General features: G+C 51.9%; 22 protein-coding genes. 9 read left to right on the top strand and 13 right to left on the bottom strand.

Annotated features, from left to right (window positions below; translation table 11 throughout):
* Positions 1-20: 20 nt before the first annotated feature.
* Positions 21-305: an MSMEG_0570 family nitrogen starvation response protein gene (locus tag KO499_RS13175; RefSeq protein WP_215984214.1), complete on the top strand. Its 285-nt coding sequence runs from the start codon at positions 21-23 to the stop codon at positions 303-305.
* Positions 306-343: 38 nt separating this feature from the next.
* A complete protein-coding gene (locus KO499_RS13180; RefSeq protein WP_215984215.1) occupies positions 344-1636 on the top strand; it encodes an MSMEG_0569 family flavin-dependent oxidoreductase in 1293 nt (430 codons plus the stop codon).
* A 148-nt stretch (positions 1637-1784) separates the two neighbouring features.
* Here the strand turns inward: KO499_RS13180 and KO499_RS13185 are convergent, their stop codons facing one another.
* From KO499_RS13185 to KO499_RS13205, 5 genes are all read right to left on the bottom strand, one after another.
* A complete protein-coding gene (locus KO499_RS13185) occupies positions 1785-3002 on the bottom strand; it encodes an MFS transporter (protein ID WP_215984216.1) in 1218 nt (405 codons plus the stop codon).
* A 28-nt stretch (positions 3003-3030) separates the two neighbouring features.
* Positions 3031-4926 (bottom strand): methyl-accepting chemotaxis protein, encoded by a 1896-nt coding sequence (locus KO499_RS13190; protein WP_215984217.1) that lies wholly within the window; start codon positions 4924-4926, stop codon positions 3031-3033.
* A gap of 109 nt (positions 4927-5035) precedes the next feature.
* Positions 5036-6196 carry a DcaP family trimeric outer membrane transporter gene (locus KO499_RS13195; protein ID WP_215984218.1) on the bottom strand — a complete coding sequence of 387 codons (1161 nt, stop codon included), beginning with the start codon at positions 6194-6196 and terminating at the stop codon, positions 5036-5038.
* A gap of 324 nt (positions 6197-6520) precedes the next feature.
* Positions 6521-7732, bottom strand: a complete 1212-nt coding sequence (locus tag KO499_RS13200) for a CaiB/BaiF CoA transferase family protein (protein ID WP_215984219.1) — start codon at positions 7730-7732, stop codon at positions 6521-6523.
* A gap of 51 nt (positions 7733-7783) precedes the next feature.
* Positions 7784-8971, bottom strand: a complete 1188-nt coding sequence (locus KO499_RS13205) for an acyl-CoA dehydrogenase (RefSeq protein WP_215984220.1) — start codon at positions 8969-8971, stop codon at positions 7784-7786.
* Positions 8972-9137: 166 nt separating this feature from the next.
* On the opposite strand from KO499_RS13205, the gene KO499_RS13210 reads away from it, so the two are divergent.
* On the top strand, positions 9138-9902 hold the full coding sequence (locus KO499_RS13210) for a FadR/GntR family transcriptional regulator (RefSeq protein WP_215984221.1): 765 nt from the start codon (positions 9138-9140) through the stop codon (positions 9900-9902).
* Positions 9903-9961: 59 nt separating this feature from the next.
* On the opposite strand, the gene KO499_RS13215 is transcribed toward KO499_RS13210, so the two are convergent.
* From KO499_RS13215 to KO499_RS13240, 6 genes are all read right to left on the bottom strand, one after another.
* A complete protein-coding gene (locus KO499_RS13215) occupies positions 9962-11278 on the bottom strand; it encodes a TRAP transporter large permease (protein WP_215984222.1) in 1317 nt (438 codons plus the stop codon).
* 1 nt (position 11279) lies between these two features.
* Positions 11280-11783 carry a TRAP transporter small permease gene (locus tag KO499_RS13220; protein ID WP_228339949.1) on the bottom strand — a complete coding sequence of 168 codons (504 nt, stop codon included), beginning with the start codon at positions 11781-11783 and terminating at the stop codon, positions 11280-11282.
* Between the two features lie 56 nt (positions 11784-11839).
* Positions 11840-12850 carry a TRAP transporter substrate-binding protein DctP gene (dctP, locus tag KO499_RS13225; protein WP_215984223.1) on the bottom strand — a complete coding sequence of 337 codons (1011 nt, stop codon included), beginning with the start codon at positions 12848-12850 and terminating at the stop codon, positions 11840-11842.
* Between the two features lie 57 nt (positions 12851-12907).
* The gene (gene leuD / locus KO499_RS13230) at positions 12908-13507 is read right to left on the bottom strand and encodes a 3-isopropylmalate dehydratase small subunit (protein WP_215984224.1); all 600 of its coding nucleotides are present in this window, start codon (positions 13505-13507) and stop codon (positions 12908-12910) included.
* Positions 13508-13513: 6 nt separating this feature from the next.
* The gene (leuC, locus tag KO499_RS13235) at positions 13514-14911 is read right to left on the bottom strand and encodes a 3-isopropylmalate dehydratase large subunit (protein WP_215984225.1); all 1398 of its coding nucleotides are present in this window, start codon (positions 14909-14911) and stop codon (positions 13514-13516) included.
* 201 nt (positions 14912-15112) lie between these two features.
* Complete coding sequence (locus KO499_RS13240) at positions 15113-15904, bottom strand: GntR family transcriptional regulator (protein ID WP_215984226.1); 792 nt, start codon at positions 15902-15904, stop codon at positions 15113-15115.
* A gap of 137 nt (positions 15905-16041) precedes the next feature.
* On the opposite strand from KO499_RS13240, the gene KO499_RS13245 reads away from it, so the two are divergent.
* The 6 genes from KO499_RS13245 to KO499_RS13270 all read left to right on the top strand — a co-directional run bounded on the left by KO499_RS13245 (position 16042) and on the right by KO499_RS13270 (position 21653).
* Positions 16042-16599, top strand: coding sequence for a nuclear transport factor 2 family protein (locus tag KO499_RS13245; RefSeq protein ID WP_215984227.1), 558 nt, complete (start codon positions 16042-16044; stop codon positions 16597-16599).
* 83 nt (positions 16600-16682) lie between these two features.
* On the top strand, positions 16683-17579 hold the full coding sequence (locus KO499_RS13250; RefSeq protein WP_215984228.1) for an isocitrate lyase/PEP mutase family protein: 897 nt from the start codon (positions 16683-16685) through the stop codon (positions 17577-17579).
* Positions 17580-17612: 33 nt separating this feature from the next.
* Positions 17613-18290, top strand: coding sequence for an isochorismatase family protein (locus KO499_RS13255; RefSeq protein WP_215984229.1), 678 nt, complete (start codon positions 17613-17615; stop codon positions 18288-18290).
* An 85-nt stretch (positions 18291-18375) separates the two neighbouring features.
* Positions 18376-19320, top strand: a complete 945-nt coding sequence (locus KO499_RS13260) for a polysaccharide deacetylase family protein (RefSeq protein WP_215984230.1) — start codon at positions 18376-18378, stop codon at positions 19318-19320.
* On the top strand, positions 19317-20252 hold the full coding sequence (locus KO499_RS13265; protein ID WP_215984231.1) for a polysaccharide deacetylase family protein: 936 nt from the start codon (positions 19317-19319) through the stop codon (positions 20250-20252). Before KO499_RS13260 ends, KO499_RS13265 begins: the two co-directional genes overlap by 4 nt.
* Positions 20253-20255: 3 nt before the next feature.
* A complete protein-coding gene (locus KO499_RS13270) occupies positions 20256-21653 on the top strand; it encodes an FAD-dependent oxidoreductase (protein ID WP_215984232.1) in 1398 nt (465 codons plus the stop codon).
* A gap of 272 nt (positions 21654-21925) precedes the next feature.
* On the opposite strand, the gene KO499_RS13275 is transcribed toward KO499_RS13270, so the two are convergent.
* Both KO499_RS13275 and KO499_RS13280 read right to left on the bottom strand, forming a co-directional pair.
* Entirely contained in the window at positions 21926-23629 is a 1704-nt protein-coding gene (locus KO499_RS13275; protein ID WP_215984233.1) for a 7TM diverse intracellular signaling domain-containing protein, read from the bottom strand.
* A gap of 271 nt (positions 23630-23900) precedes the next feature.
* Positions 23901-24797 carry a LysR family transcriptional regulator gene (locus KO499_RS13280; protein ID WP_215984234.1) on the bottom strand — a complete coding sequence of 299 codons (897 nt, stop codon included), beginning with the start codon at positions 24795-24797 and terminating at the stop codon, positions 23901-23903.
* Between the last annotated feature and the right edge of the window lie 90 nt (positions 24798-24887).

Raw genomic sequence — 24887 nt, forward strand, 5'->3', positions numbered from 1 at the left:
AAGCCAAAGGAGCACCGAACATGCCTGCAATCAACTTCAATGTACGTTGGCCCGACAACTCTCAGGACAACTGTTATTCACCTTCAACGGTCGTGCGCGAACACTTCCGCAAAGGCACCACCATGCCTGTCTCAGAATTTATCGCCACGGCGGAACTGGCACTTAACTCCGCCAGCCAACGTGTTGAACAGAAATACGGCTACTTCTGCTCAAGTGCCATGGATCAACTGGCGCAACTCAAGGCGAAAGCAGCCCGCTTCGACAACCCGGACAAACAGCAAGTTGAGATTCTCGATATTTCCTGACGTCTGTCCCCAATCAAACTGATATTCTGGAGCACGTAATGACACAACCTACTCATACCGACAACCACTATTCAGTCATGGTCATCGGCGGCGGTCAGGCGGGCCTCTCAATGAGTTACCAACTGCAACAGCTCAATCTTGACCACCTGGTTCTGGAAAAGAACACGCTGATGCACGGCTGGAAGAACGAACGCTGGGACTCCTTCACCCTTGTAACGCCAAACTGGCAATGCGATTTGCCTGGCCATCCCTACGACGGCGATGACCCGAAAGGTTTTATGACTCGCGAGGAAACCATCGCCTATCTGGAACGTTTTGTCGCCAAGGTCGACGCTCCGGTGCGCGAAGGTGTGGCGGTGAAAAGAGTCGAAACCGACACCAACGGGACTTACCACATCACGACGTCAGATGGTAATTACACCGCTGACCAGGTCGTCGTCGCATCTGGCGGTTATCACGTGCCGGTCATTCCGCGCATGGCCGAACGCATTCCCGAATCGGTATTTCAGATGCACTCAGCCCAATACAAGAACAGTGACCAGTTTCCAGAGGGTGCGGTATTAGTTGTCGGTTCAGGGCAATCCGGTTCGCAAATAGCCGAAGATCTGCACCTTGCCGGTCGCAAGGTCATTCTTGCCACAGGCAACGCACCAAGGGTGGCGCGCCGATATCGAGGTAAGGACGTCGTTGAATGGCTTGATGAAATGGGGTATTACGAAATCTCGGTTGACCAGCACCCGTTGGGTGAAAATGTTCGCAGCAACACCAATCACTACGTGACAGGTCGTAACGGCGGCCGTGATATTGATCTGCGCAAGTTTGCCCAGGAAGGAATGGAACTGCTGGGAGTAATGACCGATTTCGACGGTGAAAACCTGATGTTCCAACCCAATCTGGAAGAAAACCTTGATAAAGCCGACGAAACCCTGAACAGCATCAACGAACGCATCGATGCCTGGATTGAAAAACAAGGGATTCAAACCGAAGCGGGCCCTTCCAGGTACATTCCCACCTGGAAACCAGAGCGTGAACGCACCAGCTTGAGTCTGGCTGAATATGGCATCACCAGCATCATCTGGTGTATCGGGTTCCGCCCGGATTTCGGCTGGTTGGATGCAGCCGTATTCAACGGCGAAGGCCACCCGAAGCATCATCGAGGAGTTACCAACCAAGCCGGTCTGTACTTTCTTGGTCTTGGCTGGCTGCACACCTGGGGGTCAGGTCGTTTTTCAGGGGTAAGGCAAGATGCCGAGTACCTGGCTGATCAAATCGGTGCTTATCAGAACGGTGCATCACAAAGAACCGCGACCGAAGAATCGATGACCGCATAAACCCGTCGACAAACGATCCCTACGATTACCGAAGGCTTGCGTTGGAACGCAGGCCTTTGTTATTCGGGTGTCTCGGGGAGTTAGGGCGCTACCCCTTCAAGTCGGCGAAAACTGACTCTATTGGCGCCACCCTATAACTATGGCCCGCCTACTCCAACGGCTGTGACCTCATGTTCACATACGAAGGGACTCGGCTGGCCATCACACCAACCAACAAAAGAGACAATACCCCAGCAATAATGAAGGTGATGCTATAAGGTAAAAAATCAGCCAAAAGCCCGAGAATGAGTGGCGCGAGGAATTGAAGTGCACGGTTCCCCATTAAACGCATCCCGAGCGCTCCAGAACGCTGCCCTGGTGAGACCGATTCGGCCAATACAACCATAGACAAGGGTTGAGATATGCCCGAACCAATACCAACGATCACTACCAGGAGCCCCAAGGCAAACACCCCCTGAACCAAGCCCGTAACCAAAAGAGCAAATGCGACAAGCAAAGCAGAAACAAACATGGACTTCACTCTCCCGCCCATGACCTGAATCACTGCCGATGTGAATGGCCGAATCATCATCGCCGACAAGGCTCGCAGGCTTAACAGAGCGCCAATCGAGGTTGCGGACATTGACTGGTGATTCAGGTAGACAGGCAGAAAGGTTCCGTACGCGCCCAATGCGAATACAACAGCAACCGTCAGAGCAATGGAGACCTGAACTCCGGGATTCCTCCGGAGTAGTCGAAGTTGAACACGATAGCCCCTGTCTGCCCCCTTAAGGGGTGCGCCGGTCCGGGCACTTCCAGTAAGAATCAAACCACTGAAAACCCCAATGCTTGCAATAGAGCCAGTTATCAGGAAAACAATCTGACTACCATGATGGTCTAACAGCCAACCAGCCACCAAGGGCCCGACCAGCTGCCCTGCCGAAAGGCACGTCGCGTACCATCCAAAGTACCGCTCCAGGACCTTCCCTTCACCCAGCCCAGCAACGATTGTCTGGCCTGCCAGAATCATCACCATGTGAGCCATCCCCACCAGCAACTGAGCTCCAAAAAGACCTGACAATCCAGGCCATGCAAGAGTAGCCCAGGCGCCGAGCATCATACCCAGACTCCCTATGACGATCGCTCTTCTTCCGCCATGACGGGTTATCAGCTCTCCAAGAGGTATAGCCAACAACAGAGGCAACAAATACGGTGCCGAAAGAATAACCCCTATCAACCCCGGGCTGGCTCCCCGCTCAATGGCTGTTAGCGGAATAGCGATCATCAACATGGTCTGAACCACGAAGGCACTGGTTAGTCCAACGCAAACCGATACGAGATTAATTCTCGCCTGTCGAGGCGTATCCAGTACGACGGCATTGCTCATGAAAGTGATATCTCCCCGCTTCCACTAGCTACACCAAGTCAATACTAAATCGACTATTGCTCGACTGAAGCCGCTCCGCATGATCTGACAGCAATGTACTCTGGCGCTCAAGCTCCAGACTGATCGCCCGAGACTCCATACTCTGCTCACGCACCAAGTCCACTTTCTGGGCGATGTCTTCAGTGGTAGCCGATATCTCCTCTATCGCCACAACCACTTGGTCCATCTCAGCGGTGAGTTCATCCACAGAAGACACAATCTGCGTGATGGTTCTTGAAATCTCGGTGCCTTGCCCTGCGCTCTGGCTGGCAGCCTGGACACCGTCCTCCATCTGCTTATCCATGCTCGATGTCGCCTGGTTCAGTTCACTGATAATGTCAGATATATTGTTTGTGGCCGTGACTGTTTTCTGAGCGAGGGTACGGACTTCATCTGCAACGACAGAAAATCCCCGGCCAGCCTCTCCAGCCCTCGCAGCTTCGATCGCTGCATTCAACGCCAAAAGGTTAGTCTGGCCCGCAAGCCCATCTATTACATCAATGATTCCAGTGACCTGTTCACTAGCGCGATGCAGTGACGCCAAATGTTGATGTGAATCTTGAATCAGGCCCGACAGTTCCCCCAGATTCGCAACACTCTGATCGATATTCTTTTCGCCCACTTTGGCGGTATCATTCGTTTTCTGCATCGCCTCACCAACTTCTGCAGTTCGGCGTGCAACATCATTGACAGTCACTGATATTTCCTGGGTTGCTGTCGCCGCCTGCTCAGTTTGCTGCTCGACAGACTCGCTGCTTCTTTTGAGCCGCTCTGTGGTCCTCGATAATTCCGCGCGAACCTCAAGTAAAGCTTCGGTACTACGGATTGAGTCTCTCAGTAGAATTCCAACATCCTCAATCATTTGATTGGCTGCTGCACCTAACCGGTTAAACTCATCGCGAGGATTTGCTCCTAACGTCAGCCGCTGAGTAAGGTCTCCAGCCGACACCCGAGAGAGCAGCTCCACAACAGAGTTCAAACGTCCGACCAGGGTGCGGGAAATAAGAATCAAAGACACCATCAAAACTGGGGCGAAGAAAAGTGCTGTCGCTACGCTTGCGATGTTCGCCGAACTCTTCGCATCCTGTGCGACCACAATGTAATTTTGAATCAGACCTTCCTGCATTCTTTCGCTCTGTGCCTCGAGCACCCTCTGCAAACCTTCGCTTGTCATTTGCAATGATTGTTCTATGTCGAGAATTTCTGACACTACAATCTGGGTTTGATCAAACACCAGGCCGAACTGACTCACGGCCTCACCTATGACACTGTCCTCCCATCCGTATTTTTCTACCAATGCGCCCAGACTCTCGAGGTTTTTTCTGGTTTGATCGGCCAGAAAAGGCGTTCGAGTACCTGCGTACTGCCGGGCATCAGCAATCAAAGTTTTTACAGGCTGTTCAAGTACGCTAATAGATAATCCCTCCAACTCAGCAATGGCCTCCTCTAGCGTCTTTCTGACACCGTCGCTGTCTGAGAAGCCGAGAATCTGCAAATACTCCAGCCACTGTGCGCGCAATTTGAGATAGGTTACTGTGGCAGCCGCAATCTCCCTGGCGGTGCCCACCAATACAGAGTCCCCCAGATTATTTGCACTATCGACCAATCCCTCGGAGCGTTCTCCCAGGGAGGATAAATCCCGCTTTATACGCTCAATATCGGCTGCTCCCATGGTCGCAATCTCTTTCTCAACAGCGCTCCACTCCAACAACATTTCGCCGGATTTATCTTTGTATTCCAGCACCTGATACAGGGCACGATAGGACGACGATACTTCCGACAGCCCCCAGATCACGACGCCTACGATGAGGGATAACCCTATAGGGGTGGCCATCATCAGAACATTCAATTTTTGATGCCAAGACAAGTGCAGGGACAGTCGCATACGTCAAATTCCCAATCTGAACCAAGAAAAAACCCCGGGGAGGGACCGCCGGGGCAAAAAGTGCAGAGCAACAACTCAAAAGAAGAATTCCGACTACTCGGGAACTGCGTTAGAACCCAAACATCACCATGGCTTGCAGGCGAACCGCATCACCATCTTCACCATTTACTTGCTTAGCAACGTGGTGACCAGCTTCCAGGCCATAGGTGATTTGGTCATACGGAGACCAGATATAGTTCACAAACGTGCTGGAATAGCGCTCATCGGCTGAGCCCTGAACGGCACCCTCAGCAAAAGCGTCGTCCAGATCCGTAACCACGACACCATAACCCAGGTTGAATGAGCCAGGACCAGCTGCAACGCTCAAACTCACACCACCACCGGTCGCCTCGATCGTTTCCAGGTTGCCCTGATTATCGACATAACCAGTTTGCGACGCTGGGGTGAGATACAGATATCCACCAATGCCATCACCATGGGTCAGAGAACCCCGGACCGTGATAGCGTCGGTCAGCTTGGTGTTCGCTTCCAGCGTTACGCCCCAACCTGTCGCGGAGTCATCGCTCCAGTTAGGGTTACTCACAGAGGAGCCTTCAGCATCGTATTCAAGGAACCGTGCCAGACCTGCAATTGCAAAATTAACCGGGCCCGCAGCAGCCTGATATCGAGCAGTTAAATCAGGAATGCGATACTGATTGGTTCCCTCCGAAATCGCAGAACCGCCAACCTCGGGATCCTCCAGCGAGAATGAAAAATTACCCGTGGTGTAACGAATTTGTGCCTGACGGCCACCACCTGTAGCCAGAGGACCATTGAAGTCTACTGTCGGAAACCAGCTCAGCACATTGCCAAAGTTACTCCAGGTCTGTCCGGCAAGGATACCGTTCCACACACCGTAAGCGTGGCGAAGACGGAACTCACCACCGCCTCCAGTGAAACCACCACCACCGTAGAAATCACCTTCAATGTTAGTCTTAAGAGTGTGACCTCCAACCATCGTCGTCGTGGTGATCCCCAGCCTACTCTGATTAGCGCTCAAGGTAGTGTGGCCATCAACACCAGGCTCGCCATCCATCTTAATATTGCTGCGAATGATTGCATTGTTGAGATTTGCATCTACATCATAAATGACGTCCAGCTTGGCGTAACCGTAAACGTCTACATCTGTCTCATTTACCTTGAAGTCGAAAGCACTGGCAGTTGAGGCAACCAGCAGCGACGCGGCGCCCAAGGATACGGCGGAAAATGTTCTTGATACGTTCTTACTCATAAAGTCCCCTCAAGTAGGTCTCGTTGGCGTTCATTGTTTTGGCTCTAAGAAGTAGACCGACTAGCCTTGCGCGGCCGAAAAGCCCGCTTAGTAGGTGAACCTCCTGATTGCTTTCTTTCTTTTTTTGATACAGACCCAAGAATACACGTAGATGTATTTTTTTCAATACAATTAAATGATCTTTATTTGTAGGCGCATTTGTCCTACCAGTAAACATGAGGGGGGATAGAAATGCAGAGTTGGAGAAGAGCGATGAGGGAACGAAAGGTCGTAGGGCTAACCAGAAGCTGCAGCCAGCTGGCTGCAGCTCAGAAAAGTACCGATCTACTTGATCACGCCTTTTGAGCGAAGCGATTCGATATAGTCTTCACGATCCGGGAACAATCGAGAAAGCACGTCTTGAGTATGTTCGCCCAGCTTGGGAGGAGGAGCATCAGCGTTCAAATGTTTGTCATTGAACCGAACGGGATTGCTCACCAAACTCATCTCACCAACTTCAGGGTGCTCCATCTGAAGCCTCATCCCTCTGTGTTGGACCTGGGGATCAGCAAAGACCTGTTCAATATTATTAATTGGTCCGCATGGGACACCTTCTTGTTCAAGCACTTCAAGCCAGAACTTGGAGGGTTTGGCACGGAGAAGGCGCTCAATCTGTGGAACCAGAAGCTGTCTATTTTGCACACGGCTCCGATTTGTAGCGAAACGATCATCAGAGGCCAGCAGAGGCACACCAGCCACCTCACAGAAACGCTGAAACTGCGAGTCGTTTCCGACTGCCAGAATGATATGCCCGTCCTCAGTCGCAAACGCTTGATAGGGAACAATGTTTGGGTGCGAATTACCAAGACGGCTTGGTGACTTACCAGAGGTGAGATAATTTAGTCCCTGATTGGCAAGCACCCCTACCTGGACATCCATCAAGGCAACATCAATCCAAGTGCCTTCTCCCGTCCGATTGCGCCCCAACAAGGCAGACAGAATCGAGGTGGCCGCATACATGCCCGTGAACAGATCGACCACTGCCACTCCCACTTTCATGGGACCACCTCCCGGCTCATCATCGGGCTTTCCTGTGATCTCCATCATGCCCCCCATCCCCTGGAGCAAAAAGTCGTACCCCGCACGGTTTGCATAGGGGCCGTTCTGTCCGAAACCGGTAATGGAGCAGTAAATCAGGTCAGGCTTGATTTGCTTAAGGCTTTCGTAATCCAACCCATAGCGCTTCAAACCACCAACTTTAAAATTCTCCAACAGGACGTCACACGAAGACACCAGCTCTCGAATCAAAGCCTGCCCTTCAGGATGAGCAATATCGATCCCAATAGAGCGCTTGCCTCGATTGGCCGAGAGATAGTACGCCGCTTCATGCACTTCATTGAGGTAGGGCGGCCCCCACCCCCGGGTGTCGTCACCTCGGCCGGGATGCTCAACCTTAATCACCTCAGCCCCAAGATCTGCCAAATGTTGGCTACACCAGGGGCCTGCCAAAATTCGAGAAAGGTCTAGAATGCGAATACCCGCTAGGGGCTTATGCATGATGATCCTCCCAGGCGGGGCAGAAGAGCCCCGCCCTTTTAATTGTCGTGATCAAAAGAACGCCTGAATGTCAGTTTGAGCACGGCCGAGAATCAAGGCGTGGACATCATGGGTGCCCTCGTAGGTATTTACGGTTTCCAGATTCACCATATGACGCATTACGCCAAATTCGTCGGCGATTCCATTACCACCGTGCATGTCGCGAGCCAGGCGAGCCACATCCAGCGCCTTGCCGCAGTTATTTCGCTTAATCAAGGAGACCATCTCAGGCGCCCAGTTACCGCTATCCATCAACCGCCCAACCTGAAGCGCAGCCTGCAAACCCAATGCGATATCTGTCTGCATATTGGCCAGCTTAAGCTGAATCAGCTGATTTGCCGCAAGTGGTCGACCGAATTGCTTGCGGTCCAACGTGTACTGGCGGGCTGCATGCCAACAGAACTCTGCCGCACCCAGCACTCCCCATGCGATGCCGTAACGAGCCTTGTTCAGACAACCAAACGGACCCCTGAGCCCGCTTACATTGGGCAGCAGATTTTCTTCAGGAACAAAAGCCTCATCCAGTACGATCTCTCCGGTGATGGATGCGCGCAGACTCAACTTGCCCTCAATTTTGGGAGTAGAGAAGCCTTCAACACCTCGCTCAACGATAAAACCGCGGATTTTTCCGTCGTGAGCCTCAGACTTTGCCCATACCACTGCAATGTCGGCAATTGGGCTGTTGGTGATCCACATCTTTGAACCAGTCAACACGTAGCCACCATCAACTTTTTTGGCACGCGTGTTCATAGACCCTGGATCAGAGCCGTGATCCGGCTCAGTAAGCCCAAAACATCCAACCATCTCACCGCTCGCCAGTTTCGGCAGATACTTCTTCTTTTGCTCTTCTGAGCCGTAGGCTTCGATCGGATACATAACCAGAGACGACTGAACACTCATGGCGGAACGATAGCCAGAATCAACTTTCTCAACTTCGCGGGCAATCAGGCCGTATGCGACATGGTTCAACCCGGCCCCACCGTATTCCTCTGCTACGGTAGCGCCAAGCAAACCCATTTCACCCATTTCATTCAGAATTTCACGATCAAACCGCTCTTCGCGATAAGCCGTCAACACGCGCGGCCGTAACTTCTGCTCGCAATAAGCCCTCGCCGCCTCAGAAATCTGGCGCTCCTCAGTGCTCAGCTGCTGGCTAAGGAGCAGCGGATCTTCCCAGTTAAAACCCGATGAATTCGACATATAAACCTCCGATGTGGAAATGACTTCACTAGGAACCGCCACAATTTTCACGATAGCGGTGATATGGTCGGTATATTTATACTAATAAATACAATAATTCAACCGGATCGTAAAAAAATCATCCCTGTGGCAAAATGATGTTTTAATTTGGAGACAGCCAAACCTGATGATTGATAAGAGCCTACGGATTCCCAAAAGGATCAAGCGGTCAGATCAAATAGTAGAGTCGGTTAAGCGCTGGGTAGCACAGAACAAGATGCAACCGGGAGATCGTCTTCCCAACGAACGTGAATTGATGGAGCAGTTTGACTGCTCGAAGGGGACGGTTCGCGAAGCTTTAAAGTCTTTAGAGGTCCAAGGCCTGGTATCCATTCGCACCGGCCCCAATGGTGGCGCCCTTCTTGAGCGGGTACCCTACGAAAAAGCAAGCGAGCTTCTCCGGAACTTTTTGCATTTTGAGCAGCCTTCCGGGCCTGACATTTACGCATTACGCACCCTCGTAGAACCAGAAATTGCCATGCTGGCAACCCCTCGCTTGAGTCCGGACGATTTAAACGCTCTCGTCAAATTGGTTGAAAAATGCGAGGAAGAACCAGAAACGTTCGACGAACGCTTGTCTCAACGCATTGCTGAACTTGATTTTCATGTTCTTCTGGCTCAGCGCTGTGGCAATGCCATGCTTGCATTCATTGGTCGCTTCGTGAACGACATGATCCGTGACTTGGTAATCTTCAAGAAATCCGCGCTGCCGGAGCAACGCGAGTTCTCCTGCGCTAACATTGCCTATCACAAACAGCTTATTGAGGCGTTCCGTGAAGGCAAAGCGGAGTTAGCCCGCGATCTGATGTACGAACACATGAAATCTGCTGAGCATTTCAACAAAGAGCTAGAGGGCCGGTTAAACCAGTATTTTTTAGGTGTTACGAACTGATCTGAGCGCTCCCGAAAGCTCACCCCTGCATCATGGCAGGAGTGAGTATCGATTTATGGTTACTCGAAAGAGAGGCTTGGCAACCACGTAACTATTGAGGGAAACAACACCATCAATCCGACCAACACCAACGAACAGATGATGTAGGGGATAGATGCCAGATAGATCTCTTTCATTGTGGTGCCCGGCGGCGCAACACCTTTCATAACGAACAGGTTGAGCCCGAGGGGAGGCGTTGAGAAGCCCACCTCCAAAGCAACCAACGTTATTATCGCGAACCAGATCAGATCAAAACCCAGAGACTCTGCCAGTGGAAAGAAAAAAGGCACTGTAATCATCATAATGGAAATAGCTTCCATAAAGGTGCCAAGCGCCAGCAACACAAGAAACATCGCAAGCAACATAAGCATTGGGGAAAGATCAAACCCGATCGCCCACTGGATCAGACCACTCGATGCACCAGAGAAAGCGAGCAACTGGCTAAAGGTTGCTGACCCGAAAACTATCAAGTAAGCCATCAGGGTTACCTTGAGAGCCCCGATCACAGACAGTTTAAATGTCTCAATAGACAAACCTTTGAAACAGGCTGCCAAGACAAGAACACCCAACGCACCGAATGCTGCGGACTCTGAGGGGGTTGCGAATCCGGTCAGCATCATGACTACGATCATTATGATTATGCTCAGCATTGGCAAAATATCGCGAGCCAAAAACTTCAGCTTTAAAGCCCATGGCACGGGCTCCACATCGTATGCCGGCGCAGCATCAGGATTCCATTTAGTCTTGAGCCAAATGGTGACCACATAGAACCCCGCTAATATCAGGCCTGGAAGAATCCCACCGATCAGCACATCACCGATATCAATCTTTGCCAACGTCGCCAATAACACTGCAATCGCGGATGGAGGAATAATGATGGCAAGGCCACCCGTTCCCAAAATAGGTCCTATGGACATATACCGCTTATAGCCACGGCGCTCCATTTCTGGCACCAGCAATGAGCCCAGCAAAGCGGTCGAGCCCATCGAAGAACCACTAAGCGTAGAAAAGGCCGTCCCACCGACTACGGTCACGTAAGACAACCGGCCAGGCACGCGCCCCATCAATTGGTCTATAGCATTGAACATTCTCATGCCGAGACCAGTTCTGAAAAACAACTCGCCCATAAGAAGAAATAGAGGAATAGGAACCAGCCCAAAGGAAGAAAGGGCTCCGAATCCATTATTGAGGACCTGGGTCAACCCCGAGTCGCCCCCCATGAAAACCCAGGCGCCAACCAAATTCGCCCCTATAAAGGCGAAGGCAACCGGTGCGCCAAGCAACATCAGAACCAGAACAACAGAAAGAAGGAAAGCCAGTGCTTCAAACCAAGCCATATCAAACGTCCCCGTTTTCGGCGCTATGGAAAGGCGTCTTGGAGAAAATAAAACGTGTGAACTCCACGGCCATTAACGAGAAACTAATTGGATAGGTAATCGTGAAAATCCACATTGGGATGAAGTAAAAGCGAACGTCGTAATCACCATCCTGAATATTGGAAATAACCAGCTCTAAACCTTTCCACGCCAACACCAGCGAGATCCCCGCACAGATAAACATAACTATCCGAGATAACGCACTCAGCAGTAACGGAGGAAGGCGGGTTATCGCGATTTCTACGAACACATGCCCTTTTTCACGAACCAACCACGGCGCCCCCAACAAAGTAAGGTAAAACATTGAGTATTCGGTTGAAGTAAACAACCAGGCCGGCGGTTGTGCGCCAACGTTCCTAATTAGAACCGACAGAACCACGGCAATCATCAACCAGATCAGCATCAATCCAGAGATCACTGCCAGAGCATCGACGAACCTGTCGTAGAGACGAACAACGGGAGACATAGGAGTACTCGTCATCAAAATTGGAAATAGCCCAGCCGAAGCCGGGCGAATCCGGACTATTTTGCAGCTGGCTTATTGAACTTTTCGACCAGGTCATCATAGTGCGTCAAGCCATCTGGATGCTGCTCCATGCGAACGCGCATCCGATTCAATGACGCATCTTTCGCCGCCTGAAGGTAACGGGCGGCCGCATCATCTTTCAGAACAACCGGAGTCATACCATTGTCCACGAGCTCAGACTGCTGCTCGGCGGAAACACTGGCAAACTTTTCTGCGCTTTCCCGCTCGTGCTCAATCGCAACGCGCTGCAAGACTTCTTTTGCGTCATCCGTGAGCTCATTCCAGCTATCCAGGTTAATGATCACACCCATATCGGTGGAGTAAAATGCAGGATCGATGCGGTAGTTCAGGAACTTGTCCCAGTTCAGGTCGCTCATACCAATCTGAGTCCAACCAGTCGCATCAACCACAGTCCGCTCCAGAGCCGAATATACGTCGGTGGTCGGCAGGCTTATCGGCTGAGCCTTCAGGTAGTCGGTGAAAAAGGCGTCGTATACTGGATTACTGCGCAGACGAATACCCGACATATCAAGGCTTCCGTCATCATTCAGCTTTGGCTCATTAATGGTGTAGAGGTTGTAGTTAACACCGCTATCGAACCATCCGAGGTAATACACACCCATTTTCTCCTGGTGAATTTCATTCAACAGGTCGATACCGCCCGACTCACGAGCATAAATGGCGTTGGTGTTGGAAGAAATCAGTGCGTCGCGTTCAGGAATCTTTCCCGCATAAAAGCTTGCCGCTGTGTAAGCCATGTCAACCACACCATTTACAACTGACTGAGGCTGTTGCGAGAGGCCAATGACTTCGGGGCCGCCAAGAACACGGATTTGTATGATTCCTTTGCCTTCTTCGTTGACCTTCTCAACAAAATCCAAAAAGCTCTGAGAATAAATCAGGGACGAGGGGAAGGCGTGAACTGCTTTGATCTCCTGCTCTGCCATAGCAACTGCAGAGAAAAGCATGGACATTCCAGCAGTAATAACAATATTCTTAATTTTCATTGCAACCTCTCGTGTTTGTTTTCTATCGTAATGAAAGTGGGCCTCGTGCCGCCCGATTTACCCCTGCCAGGGGTACTGATGCAGATAATTTTCTCTGAAACGTTTTATCTTTGGCGTCTCTGCCATAGTCAGGTCGATGTCGTCCCATCCATTCAGCAGCTTAAGCCTCCAGGTCGGGTTGATATCGAACGGAACCTTAATGTTGCCAAGCGTTATGCTTTGTTCTTGCAAATCCACGGACACTTGACGCAACTCCCCGCCCAAAGCCGAAAGTAGATACTCACAGTCTTTTTCAGAAACCAAGGCAGGCAATAGCCCATTATTCACGGAATTCGAAGCAAAAATGTCTCCGAAACTCGGCGCTATCACGCACCGAAAGCCAAAGTCAGCCAGTGCGTAGACAGCCGCTTCCCGAGACGAACCTGCACCGAAGTTGCGTCTGGCCACCATAATTTGTGAGCTCGATGCATCTACATGGTTAAGGATGAAGTCTTTCTGTGCCCCCGAATCTCCAAAGCGCAGGTCATGAAGTAAAAAGCCACCGTATCCGGCATCCCGGGACTCTTTCATGAAACGGGCAGGAATCAGCTGGTCGGTATCGACGTTCTCCAGCGCCATCGGGCACGCCAGTGATGACAGTTTGTTGATAGGTTTCATGGACAATCAGCTCCGCAGATTTCGAATATCAGACAAATGTCCTGTTAACGCCGCCGCAGCGACCATCACTGGCGACATTAGATGCGTTCGCGAGCCGGGCCCTTGTCGTCCCTTAAAGTTTCGATTCGTTGTGGACGCACAACGCTCTCCGCTGGCAATGAGATCACCATTCATACCCACGCACATCGAGCAACCCGATTCACGCCACTCCAGCCCAGCGTCTGTAAAAACCTTATCCAAACCCTCTGCCTCGGCCTTAACCTTGATCAAAGTTGAACCCGGCGAGACGATTCCTGGCACCTTGGACGTCTTACCCCTCAAAACATCTGCAGCCGCCCTAAGATCTTCAAGACGAGCGTTCGTACATGAACCAATGAAAACCTTATCAACCTGAATATCCGTTAGCTTCTGGCCGGGAGTTAACCCCATGTAGTCCAGACTGTCCTGGATCTGGCGGGCGCTTGAGACAGAATCAGCAACAGCAGGGTCAGGAACAACGCTATCAATCGGCAGAGCTTGTTCCGGCGAGACTCCCCATGTAACGGTCGGTGCGATATCTTCGCCATTTAATACAATTTCGCGATCAAACTCGGCATCATCGTCGCTGCGGAGAGTTCGCCAGTACTCGACTGCGAGTTCCAGATCCTTGCCTTTCGGAGCATATGCCCGCCCGGAAACATAATTAATTGCTTTTTCATCCGGAGCGATCATCCCGCAACGGCCGCCCCCTTCTATGGATAAATTGCAAAGCGTCAAACGAGCTTCAATGCTCAATTCCTCAACCACGTCACCCGCATATTCAATGGCGTAGCCACGTGCACCATCAGCTCCCAACTTTGCAATCCAAGAAAGTGCAATATCCTTGGCAGTTACACCAGGAGTTAAGGTTCCGGACACAGTAATGCGCATCCGCTTTGGTTTCGTTTGCCAAAGCGTCTGCGTAGCCAAAACATGCGCCACTTCCGAAGCACCTATTCCGAATGCCAGAGCACCGAGTGCTCCGTGTGTAGATGTGTGGCTATCACCACAAACCATCAACAATCCAGGCTGTGTAATGCCTTGCTCAGGGCCGACTACATGCACAATCCCCTGGCGCGGATCATCCAAACCAATCAGCGTCACGTCATGGCGACGTGTATTGTCGATCAGCTGTTGAATGACACTTCGAACTTTTGGCTGAACTGCGATTAGGTTGCGGCTATTGGTAGGTACGTAATGGTCGGCAATGCCGATAGTGCATTCGGGATGGAGAACTGGAAGGTTTCTTTCAGCAAGCTTATTAAACGCGTGAAAAGAACCCTCATGAGCCAAGTGTCGGTCGACCCATAACAAGCTTTGACCTTCTTCATTCTGGCAAATTTCATGGGCCTGCCAAATCTTGTCAAACAGTGTCTTACCTGCCATTGCCCTTCTCTCATTCTGTGATCGTTTTGATCCGTAGATCCTTGTCAGCCGTTACCGCCATGGGCCTATCGGGCTGTCTTTTATTGTGATCATTAAATGTATTATTTACGATACAGATGAAGGTATAACAAGATTTCAGATGATGTCAACTGTCACTGATTAGATGAAGTTCGTTTTTACCTGACCGGCTCCCTACAGCGCTCAGGTCTGATCTGGCGCCAGGGGCTGCCAATACCGGCCGTCCTCACCATCGGCACGACACAAATCGATTTCTATGCGGTAGCGGTCCGGGCGGTACAAAGCATGGAGATGCTCCACACCCTTTCCTTCTTTATCGTAAACCACTCGGGTCAACGAGATTAGCGGCGACCCCACAGCAACACCCAGTGCCTCCGCGACATCCTTATTTGCCAGAGTGGCGGAGATGCTTTGTGTGGCGTGATCCAGATGGACACCACTGCGCTCAAGCAAGTTAAACAGTGGTGTTGTTGCCAACTCATCTTCGTTGTAACTGATAGCTATGCGCTCTGGAACATGAGTAGTCAGGTATGAAAACGGCTTTTCCTCAGCCAGTCGCACCCTTATAGACCTCTGGGTGCGATCATTCCCATTCAAACGAAGCCGCTCACGGACGCCCTCCGGAGGATTCCCGTAGCCAAACTCCAACAGGCGAACGCGCGAGTTTTCTCCCATTTTCGAAATGTTCGGAAGCAGGTTGGATACACTCGCAGTCATCACCGTGGCTCCAATCGGCTGCTCACAGACCAGAGTTCCAACACCTGGCTTTCGCATTATGAGCCCCTCAGCAGTCAGGGCTTCCAGGGCTCGACGCACCGTCACACGCGACACCTGATGCTCATCCGCCAACTTGAGTTCCCCAGGGATTTTCGTACCCGGAGCCATGCGCCCGCTAGAAATAGCATCTTTCAACAAAAGGAACAGCTGATGAGACTTCGTGCCACCAGGGCCGCTCACTTGTAAGGATGTCGCCATATGATCTACCTCAAGGATTACCCGGCCATCAACACTTGACAGCTCACAGGAATAGCACATATAAATGTATTATTAATAGAACAGGAAAACAGTCAAACAAGAACCGAGAACGTCTTCACTCAAGAAGAGGATTTCCAATGCCGATGTTACAGGTCAACTTGCTGTCGGGCTACAGCGATGCACTGAAGGGACGCTTATCCAAGGCTCTCACGGCAGTAATCGGAGGCATCACCAAAGCCAAGCCGGAAGCCATTTCCGTTTGGATTAACGAATTCAATAGCGAAGATTATTCCCGCGGCGGTGAGATCAGAAAACCAGGCAGTGGCACAAAAGACCCCTCGCTTTTAGTACAAAGCTACTTGACGGCTATGGAGCAGCGCCAGCTCGATACAGCACAAAGTTACCTAAGCGACAATTTTGTAATGACTTTCCCCGGAAGTGCCGAGTTCTCCTCTCTGAATCAATTAGTAGAGTGGTCTCAGAGCCGTTATCGCTTTGTTCAGAAGACACTGGATTCCGTTACCGTTGCCTACGAAATGGAAGCTATTCAAGTCTTCGTCATCGGCACTCTGGCTGGCGAACTGCCGGACGGGAGCGCCTTCAAAAACGTTCGTTTCATCGATAGATTTGAAGTTCGGGATGACGTTTTGGTGCGCCAGGATGTCTGGAATGATCTGGCTGAGATCCGGCGATGAGACACATCAGAAATTAATCACGTTCCACGGATCCAGATACATCCGCATCACTCCAACATGGTCAATAGGTCAATAAAACAATCATGCTTCATACACATTCAATCAATGCTGACACCAGCCTCAAAACCCGACTGCAGGGCCCTGACATTGTAGTGGCTCCCGGCGTTTACGATGCTCTAAGCGCATCCTTGGCTGAACAGGCGGGTTTCAATACGGTTTATTTGTCCGGTGCCAGTCTTGCCTACACCAAACTTGGACGCCCCGACATCGGGCTCATGAGTTTAACTGAAGTAAACGACACGCTTGCCCACATTCGTGAACGTAGTGATATCTCGATCGTTGTCGACTGTGACACGGGGTTTGGTAATGCACTAAACGTCATGCGAAGCGTACGCTTGCTAGAACGTTCTGGCGCGAATGCAATTCAACTGGAAGACCAAACCTATCCAAAACGGTGCGGTCACCTGCGCGGTAAAACTCTGGTAAGCAAGGGCGAGATGGTAGGCAAAATCAAGGCCGCCCTGGATGCAAGGTTAAGCGATCAGACTTTGATTATAGGTCGAACTGATGCCATAGCGACCGAAGGTATCGAGAAAGCTCTGGAACGCGCTCAGGCTTATCATGAAGCAGGAGCCGATCTGATTTTCGTGGAAGGAATCCGCTCGTCCGACCAGATTGACCTCGTTATGGGTCTTTTCAAAGGAAAAACACCCGTGATGGCGAACATGGTTGAGGGGGGAGACACTCCACTTCAAGATGCCTCAGCGCTTCAAAACATGGGGTTTTCTCTGGTGATATTCCCAGGAGCGCTGGTGCGTGCATTCACGCACATGGCATCCAATTTCTTTGACACTCTCAAGCGCGACGGTACGACCAATAATTTCCGGGATCGGATGCTGGATTTCCAGCAGCTCAACGATTATCTGGGCACCAAAGATATGCTGGAATTAGGGCAACAATACGAAGACTCTTCACGCTGAAACCGGAACTCAACAGAATTCAGGAACGCTAACATGATTACCACAGACAAAACTGCAAAAGAAATTTTCCACGAGGTGATGCAAAACCCACAGAGGGTTCCTTTTGGATTCGGCAAAAAAGCGGTACTGGTTAACGTAGATCCACAAAAGTCCTACACACGCACAGACTTGTACAAAACAGCCTACGAGACAGATCCTCGTCAGCTGGAGTACGTAAACGAGCTTGCCAAGCGATTCCGTGCTCTGGGGTGGCCCGTTGTATGGACCCACGTATCCTTCTTGGACTCGGCGGAAGACGCAGGTGTATGGGGCACGCGCACCGACACTCCCGACTCGCTTCAGAATATTAAATATGGGTCTGATCGAGCTGCTTTCGACGAGCGCGTTGACATAGACACGGCCAAGGACGTGATCTACACCAAACGGATGCCTTCTGCGTTTTTCGAGACCCCATTGCAGTCTCTGCTGGTCTGGCATCAGGTCGACACCGTCATCATTACCGGTGGATCAACCTCCGGCTGTATCAGGGCAACTGCAGTTGAAAGCCTTTCGCGCGGGTACCGAACTATCGTCCCTGAGGAATGCGTCGCGGACAAGCATGAAAGTTACCACTACGCCAACCTGACAGACCTGCACCTCAAATACGCCGACGTGATGAAGGTTAATGACGTCCTGAACTGGCTGGACGAAACGGCCGCACCGAAGGACTGAGCGGACCTGCTGATTCTGTACGCGGCGGCCCCATCCAAGGACATGGTCGCCGCTATGGACTCACGGAAACAAGAGGCTGAATGTTATGAAAGAGAGTCTGGGAGTGTACGATTATTGGCCCTACCATAATCGCCCCAAAATCGAATGGCCCAATGGCGCAAAAGTGGCTTTTTGGGTTGCGCCCAACATTGAATTTTACGAGCTTGACCCACCAAACAACCCTCACCGAAAGGCCTGGCCACAGCCAAGCCCGGCCTTACCTGGCTATACAATTCGCGATTATGGAAACCGGGTCGGCCATCGCCGACAGATGGATTTATTGGACAAGTATGGCATCCGAGGCTCAGTGTCCCTCTCGGTGGCTTTGTGTGAGCACCATCCAGAAATCATTGAAATGGTTTGCGACAGAGACTGGGAGTTGTTCAGCCATGGCATTTACAACACCCGATATACCTATGGCCTAAGCGAAGAACAAGAGCGTGAAATGATTCGCGACTCTATTGAAACCATTCATAGGCATACAGGTCAAAAATGCGCAGGGTATTTGGCTCCAGCACTGTCGCATTCCGAGCGAACCCTGGATCTATTTGCTGAGGCAGGATCAGACCTGTTTGGGAACGAAGCAGGCTTCTATACGTGCGATCTCTTCCACGATGATCAACCCACCCCGGTCCGTGTTCGCAATGGCAAGCAGTTCATTTCGATGCCCTATTCCCTGGAAATGAACGACACCATCGTATACGCCGTTAACAAAGTAGAGCCTCGTCATTACGCCACGATGCTGAAGCGGCACTTTGATCGCCTTTACGAGGAAGGCAAAGAATCAGGTACCGTTATGTGCATTCCAACGCACAACTATCAGGTTAGCTGCCCTCATCGGATGAAAGCTTTTGAGGAGGCGTTGGAATACATCACTGGACACAGCGACGTTTGGGTTGCCACCGGCAGAGAGATTGCCGAGCACTACATAACTCATCATTACGATTCCACGCTGGCGGACATTGAGAACAAAAAGAGGCTTGCAAAATGACCCTCGACAAGAACTATCTTGAATATTCAAAACGTTCCTATGGCCACGACCACAACCGTTTCCAATGGTCAATGCTTACCGATCGACCGCCTGTTCAGTGGGGCAATGGCAAAACGCTGGCCGTTTGGATTAACACTTCGCTGCAGTTTTATCCTCTGAATCAGCGGGGAAAACCTTTCAAAGTACCCAACGGCATGACCATGCCCTACCCGGATCTGCGCCACTTCACGTTGCGGGATTACGGCAATAGAGTGGGTATCTATCGCTGCCTGAAGGCTTTCGAACGTTACGATATAAAACCAACCTTTGCCATCAACAGTCAGTTGGCCCTCGAAACCCCCTACCTGATGGAACAACTCGAAGAAGCCGGTGGCGAATTTATCTGTCACGGCTGGAACATGGATCACCTTCACTATGGTGGCCAGGATATCGAAGAGGAGTCCGAGATAGTAAAACGATCTGTTGACACTCTTCGACGTCTCGTAGACTCACCGGTTCGCGGCTGGCTGAGCCCAGCAAAAAACCAAAGCTGGAACACGCCGGAACTGCTGGCAGAAAATGGCATAGAGTACTGTTGCGACTGGGTAAACGATGACATGCCCTACCGCTTCGACACCGAACGCGGCCCACTGACCATGATGCCACTGTCCACTGAGATTGAGGATCAATTCATCATTGGCCAGAACCTGCACTCGGAAGACTCCTGGGTAGAACAAGTTAAAGATGCTTTCGACTTTCTCCTGGAAGAGTCCAATAGTCAGGGGGGGCGAATGTTAGCTTTAAACATTCACCCTTGGTTAATCGGCCAGCCGCATCGTATCCGCAGCCTGGAATTGGTACTGGAATACATAATGAGCCATTCGGGGGTTTGGCAAGCGACAGCCGGAGAGATTTTCGACGCTGTCAAACAGCAAACGCTTCGGGAGGGCTGATCCATGGCAGATGTCAGAGAAGATGGCAGCTCAATAGATTTTGAACTCGAAGTTCCACTGGTGATTGTAGGTGGTGGTGCTTGCGGTCTTGTCGCCGGCCTGGCTGCAATGTCTCGCGGAATAGAAACCGTGATTCTTGAGCGCGATGACACTCCGAGAGGCAGCACCTTCATGTCCTCTGGCTTCGTGCCCGCAGCCAACACCCGCTTTCAGAAGGCCGCAGGTGTTCAAGACAGCCCTGAGCAAATGGCTGAGGACATTGCCCGAAAGAACGGTCACGAATCTGATCCAGCAATTGTAAAGGCGTTGGCGGAGGCTTCTGGAAAAGTGATTGAGTGGCTGGCGGATGAACATAACATCCCTTTCGAATTAGTTGAGGGGTTTCTTTATCCGGGCCATACAAGCATGCGAATGCATTGCACTCCACGGCGTACCGGTGAAGAGCTTATGGCGTGTTTGTTGAACGCAGCAGAAAAGGCAGAGCTTCCGATCCTGACTGAAGCAAGGGTAACCACCCTGCATATTGATAAAGAAAAACGGGTTCATGGGATCTCGTATCAACGTCCTGACGGCAACATCGAAACGATTGGCTGCAAAAACCTGTTACTCGCATGCAATGGATACGGAGGTAATCCCGAACTGATCGGCCAACACATTCCAAAGATGAAGAGTGCTCTGTATTACGGCCATGAAGGTAATCAAGGTGAGGCAATTCTATGGGGTAAAGCCCTGAATGCCAGCCTGAAAGACCTTGCAGCTTATCAAGGCCATGGATCTCTCGCGTGGCCGCATCAGACTCTTATTTCGTGGGCGGTCATGATGCAGGGTGGCGTTCAGCTTAATCTGCACGGCCAACGATTTTCTAACGAACATGGTGGCTATTCCGAGCAGGCCGCAAAGGTTCTCTCTCAACCTGAAGGCGTCGCTTTCAACGTTTTTGACGAGCGCATTCATGAGCAATGCCTGCAGTTCGAAGACTATCGTAATGCACATGCCGCGGGAGCCGTGAAAGTTTTCCAGTCGATAGATGATATGGCAAAAAAGCTGCAACTCCCGTCAGCAGACGTTCACCAGGTCTTTGATGAGATTCGAACGCTGCAGACGAATGGAACCGCAGACCGCTTTGGCCGAACCTTCCCTGCAGTTCAGGAATTAGTGCCGCCCTACCATGTGATCAAAGTGACCGGCGCACTTTTTCATACTCAAGGCGGACTTGAGATACTTGCCAATGGCCGAGTACTCGATGAGCGAGGCGAGAGACTTCCTAATTTGTTTGCTGCAGGCGGAGCAGCTCGGGGCGTATCTGGCGCGGGAGACAGCGGTTATCTGTCAGGAAATGGTTTACTGAGCGCAGTCGTCATGGGCGCGTTAGCGGGCCAAGCAGTCGCTGAGAGCAGATGAACTGGAGCAGGCTTTGTGCCTGGATATCGGCGTCTCTGCCCGATGTGGAAGTACCTTCCAGAAGGTCAACGCATAGATTCAACCTTGAATCCAGAATACTCAGTCAGGGTGGGCGTATTTTGGTGAGAGTTTAGCCAGAGGCTGACTAGAGTCGAGCCCCCCGGAAACCTACCGGGGGCTCTCGGCCCTTGTCCAAAGATCTGTTAGATATCAACGCAGCCTGATTGCGAACATGGCGTAACCCATCTGACAATGCTGGCTGTGCCCACCTCCTAATCCAACAGACAAACGTCGTTTTTTCGCGTCTTTTTAACCCGGTACATGGCCTCATCCGCGCCTCGAATCAGGTCATTGCCGGACTGTTCCCCACCCCGGCCAGTGCAGATACCCACGCTGGCGCCAACCCGGACCGACTGTCCCGAAGGCAGAGTTACCGGCTGCGTGATGGTTTCGCGTAACCGCTGGCCGATTTCCAGAACGCTGGCTTCCGAGACAACGTTCTCGGTGACCACCACAAATTCGTCCCCCCCCATGCGGGCCACGCAGTCACTTTCCCTCGCCTCTTTCTGCAAGCGCTGAGCAATGGCCGCCAGCAAGACATCCCCCGCTTCATGGCCGTGCCGGTCATTCACCGCCTTAAAGCCATCCAGATCGATCAGGATCACCGCCAGAAGTTCATCCCTCCGACACGCCCGCTGTGTGTATTTTTCAAGATGAATCATCAGGCCATAACGATTGTAGAGCCCGGTGACCGGGTCTTTCACTACCCGGCGTTCCAGTTCGGCCTTGGCGACCTCCAACTCTGACGTACGCTGAATAACCCGCTGTTCCAGTTCACGCTCCTGTCGCTGCAGTGATAGCACCAACTTGCGCTGAGCCCTCTCCTTCTGACGCTTGAGCTCGTTAAACCGGGCCGCCAGGCCAAAGGACAGCAGGACCATCTCAATGGCGGAGCCTACCTGCAGGCCGTACACCGTGAAAAAATTGGACGGGATCCAGCCCAGATTACGGACCGACAGCAACGCTGCGCCCACCAATAGCATCAACCAGGCCAGCAAATATATCCGGGCCGCCGGAATGCGATAACGTATACCTGCAATGCCGCTGGTTATCAGGAATACGGTGGTCAACACGCCCATCGCTGACATGATCTTCAGAGCGTCCTGCACTGGCACCAGCAGTGTTACCAGAGTCCCAGACCACCAACAGATTGCCAGGACCAACAGCGCCCGGTCCCAGCGCGGAGCAATCCGGCGCATATTCAGAAAGCTGCGGGCAAACATCACCGCCAGGGTCGCGGCCAGGGTATACCCGGTTGGCAGAATGCGGTTACCCCACTCCCCGACCATTCCGGGCCACAACAGCAAAGGCCCCAGGCCATTCATGCTGGAGGCGGCGATACCAAAGCTGAAAACAAACAGCGAATACAACAGGAAAGAACGTTGGCGGGTACCAAGAAACAGCAGGAAATTATAAGCCCCTAACGCCACCAGCATTCCAAAATACAATGCCAGCCAGACATATTCCTGATCACTGTCTTCGTAGAAGGTAAAGGTCGGCGCCAAACGGGCGTTGAGAGTCATGCTGGCATGGGTGCTTATCCGCAGATACAGCGTCACCCGCTCCCCAGGCTCAAACGAAAGAGGAAACACCGGTTTGCGATGACTCACAACTCGATCTGCCGGCGCCAGGGTACGCCCTGACCGCATCCGTTCAAACGTGCCATCGGGATTCACCCGATAGAGGCGAATGTCGTCCAGATAGGCGTAAGTAAACTCAAGTATTCGGTCCAGACGCCGGCTCGAGCGGGACGCCACTTCAATTCGCATCCAGAACACGTCAGGCGTGTAGCCCTGATGGAGGTCACCTGGCTCTGTTGCCTCAAAAGCGTTGGTTTCTCTGCGTACCTGCTCAAACGTCAGCTCACCGCCGGGATCCTGCAACAGCGACACAAAGCTGTCCAACGGCTGCGCCATGCCGTCTTCCAGCACCAGCAGACGTTCTGCACTCCAGCCCGGTAACGCCCACAGCAAAATCCCTATAAGGGCAAAACACCGACTTACCCAACGACAACTATCCGGCAGCAAACCCACATCCCCTCTATAGTTGACTTGCCGGATCAAACGATCATGGCCCCGAGATTATAGCTTCTATCAGGTTGTTCAAACAGGCGGTAACGGGATTGGGTGAGGGAAGGCGGTCTGCAGCACCCCGTGCCCTGACCCGCCGAGCGCTGGAGAAACGAGACTAACCAAGCCGGCGTGCGATACGTGGCGCAGCAAAATCAATGAAGGCACGCAGCTTCTGGGGGATCAGAGCCCGTTGCTCATATACAAAATGGATCGGCCAAGGCGCTGCTTCCCAATCCGGCAAAACGGTCTCAAGGCGCCCGGCTTCCAGCCCTGGCGCGGCCTGATAGGAAAGCACCCGCGTAAAGCCAAGTCCTGCCTCGGCCGCATCAATGGCGGCTTCAGCCGTATTTACCCACAAACGGGTGTCGACAGGAATCCGAAGCGCCTCCCCTCCAGCCTCGAATGGCCATGTCTGGCCAGCTAACTGTTGATCAAAGTTGATGCACGGAGCCCCTTCGATATCACGTGGCGTCTGGGGTCTTCCGTGCTCATCCAGATAAGACCGGCTTGCACAGACGATACGTCGTACTTCGCCGACCTGACGCGCGATGAGACTGCTGTCTGGAAGCAAACCAATGCGAACGGCCATATCAATGTGCTCCTCGCCAAGGTTCGCCTGGCGATCCACGAGTTGCAGCCGGATATTGATGTCCGGATGGTTCTGCAGGAAATCCGTGACCACCGGCAACATATGCATGCGCCCGAATACAATTGGAGCTGTCAGCGTCAAGGTTCCACGAGGACAAGAAAATTCGCCTGACGCATCACGCTCAACTTCAGCCACCTCATCCAGAATCCTCCGGCAGGCCGCCACGTAGGCGGTTCCGGTATCGGTTAACGTAATCCCTCGAGGGGAGCGCAACACCAATTCTGCCTTCAGATCGGCTTCCAGTTCTGAAATCCGACGGCTGACGGTTGCAACAGGCATTCTCAACGCCCTTGCACCTGACGAGATACTGCCTTCGTCAATGACTTTCACCAGCATGGCCATCGTTTTTAGTCTGTCAGGCATAGAGTAACCAATCGCTTTTGACGTTCAGATGTCCAAACAGGAACTGGGCGTGATCGCGGGAAAAGGATACCCGGCCCAACTCTGTTCCTG

The sequence above is a fragment of the Marinobacter sp. F3R08 genome, from assembly GCF_018860425.1.
GTDB lineage: Bacteria > Pseudomonadota > Gammaproteobacteria > Pseudomonadales > Oleiphilaceae > Marinobacter.

Bases quoted from the DNA above. Each gene is read 5' to 3' on its own strand.
- KO499_RS13210 (WP_215984221.1), top strand. From the start codon at position 9,138: ATGATTGATAAGAGCCTACGGATTCCCAAAAGGATCAAGCGGTCAGAT.
- KO499_RS13270 (WP_215984232.1), top strand. From the start codon at position 20,256: ATGGCAGATGTCAGAGAAGATGGCAGCTCAATAGATTTTGAACTCGAA.
- dctP (WP_215984223.1), bottom strand. From the start codon at position 12,850: ATGAAAATTAAGAATATTGTTATTACTGCTGGAATGTCCATGCTTTTC.
- KO499_RS13205 (WP_215984220.1), bottom strand. From the start codon at position 8,971: ATGTCGAATTCATCGGGTTTTAACTGGGAAGATCCGCTGCTCCTTAGC.
- KO499_RS13260 (WP_215984230.1), top strand. From the start codon at position 18,376: ATGAAAGAGAGTCTGGGAGTGTACGATTATTGGCCCTACCATAATCGC.
- KO499_RS13255 (WP_215984229.1), top strand. From the start codon at position 17,613: ATGATTACCACAGACAAAACTGCAAAAGAAATTTTCCACGAGGTGATG.
- leuC (WP_215984225.1), bottom strand. From the start codon at position 14,911: ATGGCAGGTAAGACACTGTTTGACAAGATTTGGCAGGCCCATGAAATT.
- KO499_RS13250 (WP_215984228.1), top strand. From the start codon at position 16,683: ATGCTTCATACACATTCAATCAATGCTGACACCAGCCTCAAAACCCGA.
- KO499_RS13200 (WP_215984219.1), bottom strand. From the start codon at position 7,732: ATGCATAAGCCCCTAGCGGGTATTCGCATTCTAGACCTTTCTCGAATT.
- KO499_RS13245 (WP_215984227.1), top strand. From the start codon at position 16,042: ATGCCGATGTTACAGGTCAACTTGCTGTCGGGCTACAGCGATGCACTG.
- KO499_RS13215 (WP_215984222.1), bottom strand. From the start codon at position 11,278: ATGGCTTGGTTTGAAGCACTGGCTTTCCTTCTTTCTGTTGTTCTGGTT.
- KO499_RS13185 (WP_215984216.1), bottom strand. From the start codon at position 3,002: ATGAGCAATGCCGTCGTACTGGATACGCCTCGACAGGCGAGAATTAAT.
- KO499_RS13180 (WP_215984215.1), top strand. From the start codon at position 344: ATGACACAACCTACTCATACCGACAACCACTATTCAGTCATGGTCATC.
- KO499_RS13240 (WP_215984226.1), bottom strand. From the start codon at position 15,904: ATGGCGACATCCTTACAAGTGAGCGGCCCTGGTGGCACGAAGTCTCAT.
- leuD (WP_215984224.1), bottom strand. From the start codon at position 13,507: ATGAAACCTATCAACAAACTGTCATCACTGGCGTGCCCGATGGCGCTG.
- KO499_RS13190 (WP_215984217.1), bottom strand. From the start codon at position 4,926: ATGCGACTGTCCCTGCACTTGTCTTGGCATCAAAAATTGAATGTTCTG.
- KO499_RS13275 (WP_215984233.1), bottom strand. From the start codon at position 23,629: ATGGCGCAGCCGTTGGACAGCTTTGTGTCGCTGTTGCAGGATCCCGGC.
- KO499_RS13195 (WP_215984218.1), bottom strand. From the start codon at position 6,196: ATGAGTAAGAACGTATCAAGAACATTTTCCGCCGTATCCTTGGGCGCC.
- KO499_RS13265 (WP_215984231.1), top strand. From the start codon at position 19,317: ATGACCCTCGACAAGAACTATCTTGAATATTCAAAACGTTCCTATGGC.
- KO499_RS13175 (WP_215984214.1), top strand. From the start codon at position 21: ATGCCTGCAATCAACTTCAATGTACGTTGGCCCGACAACTCTCAGGAC.
- KO499_RS13220 (WP_228339949.1), bottom strand. From the start codon at position 11,783: ATGTCTCCCGTTGTTCGTCTCTACGACAGGTTCGTCGATGCTCTGGCA.
- KO499_RS13280 (WP_215984234.1), bottom strand. From the start codon at position 24,797: ATGCCTGACAGACTAAAAACGATGGCCATGCTGGTGAAAGTCATTGAC.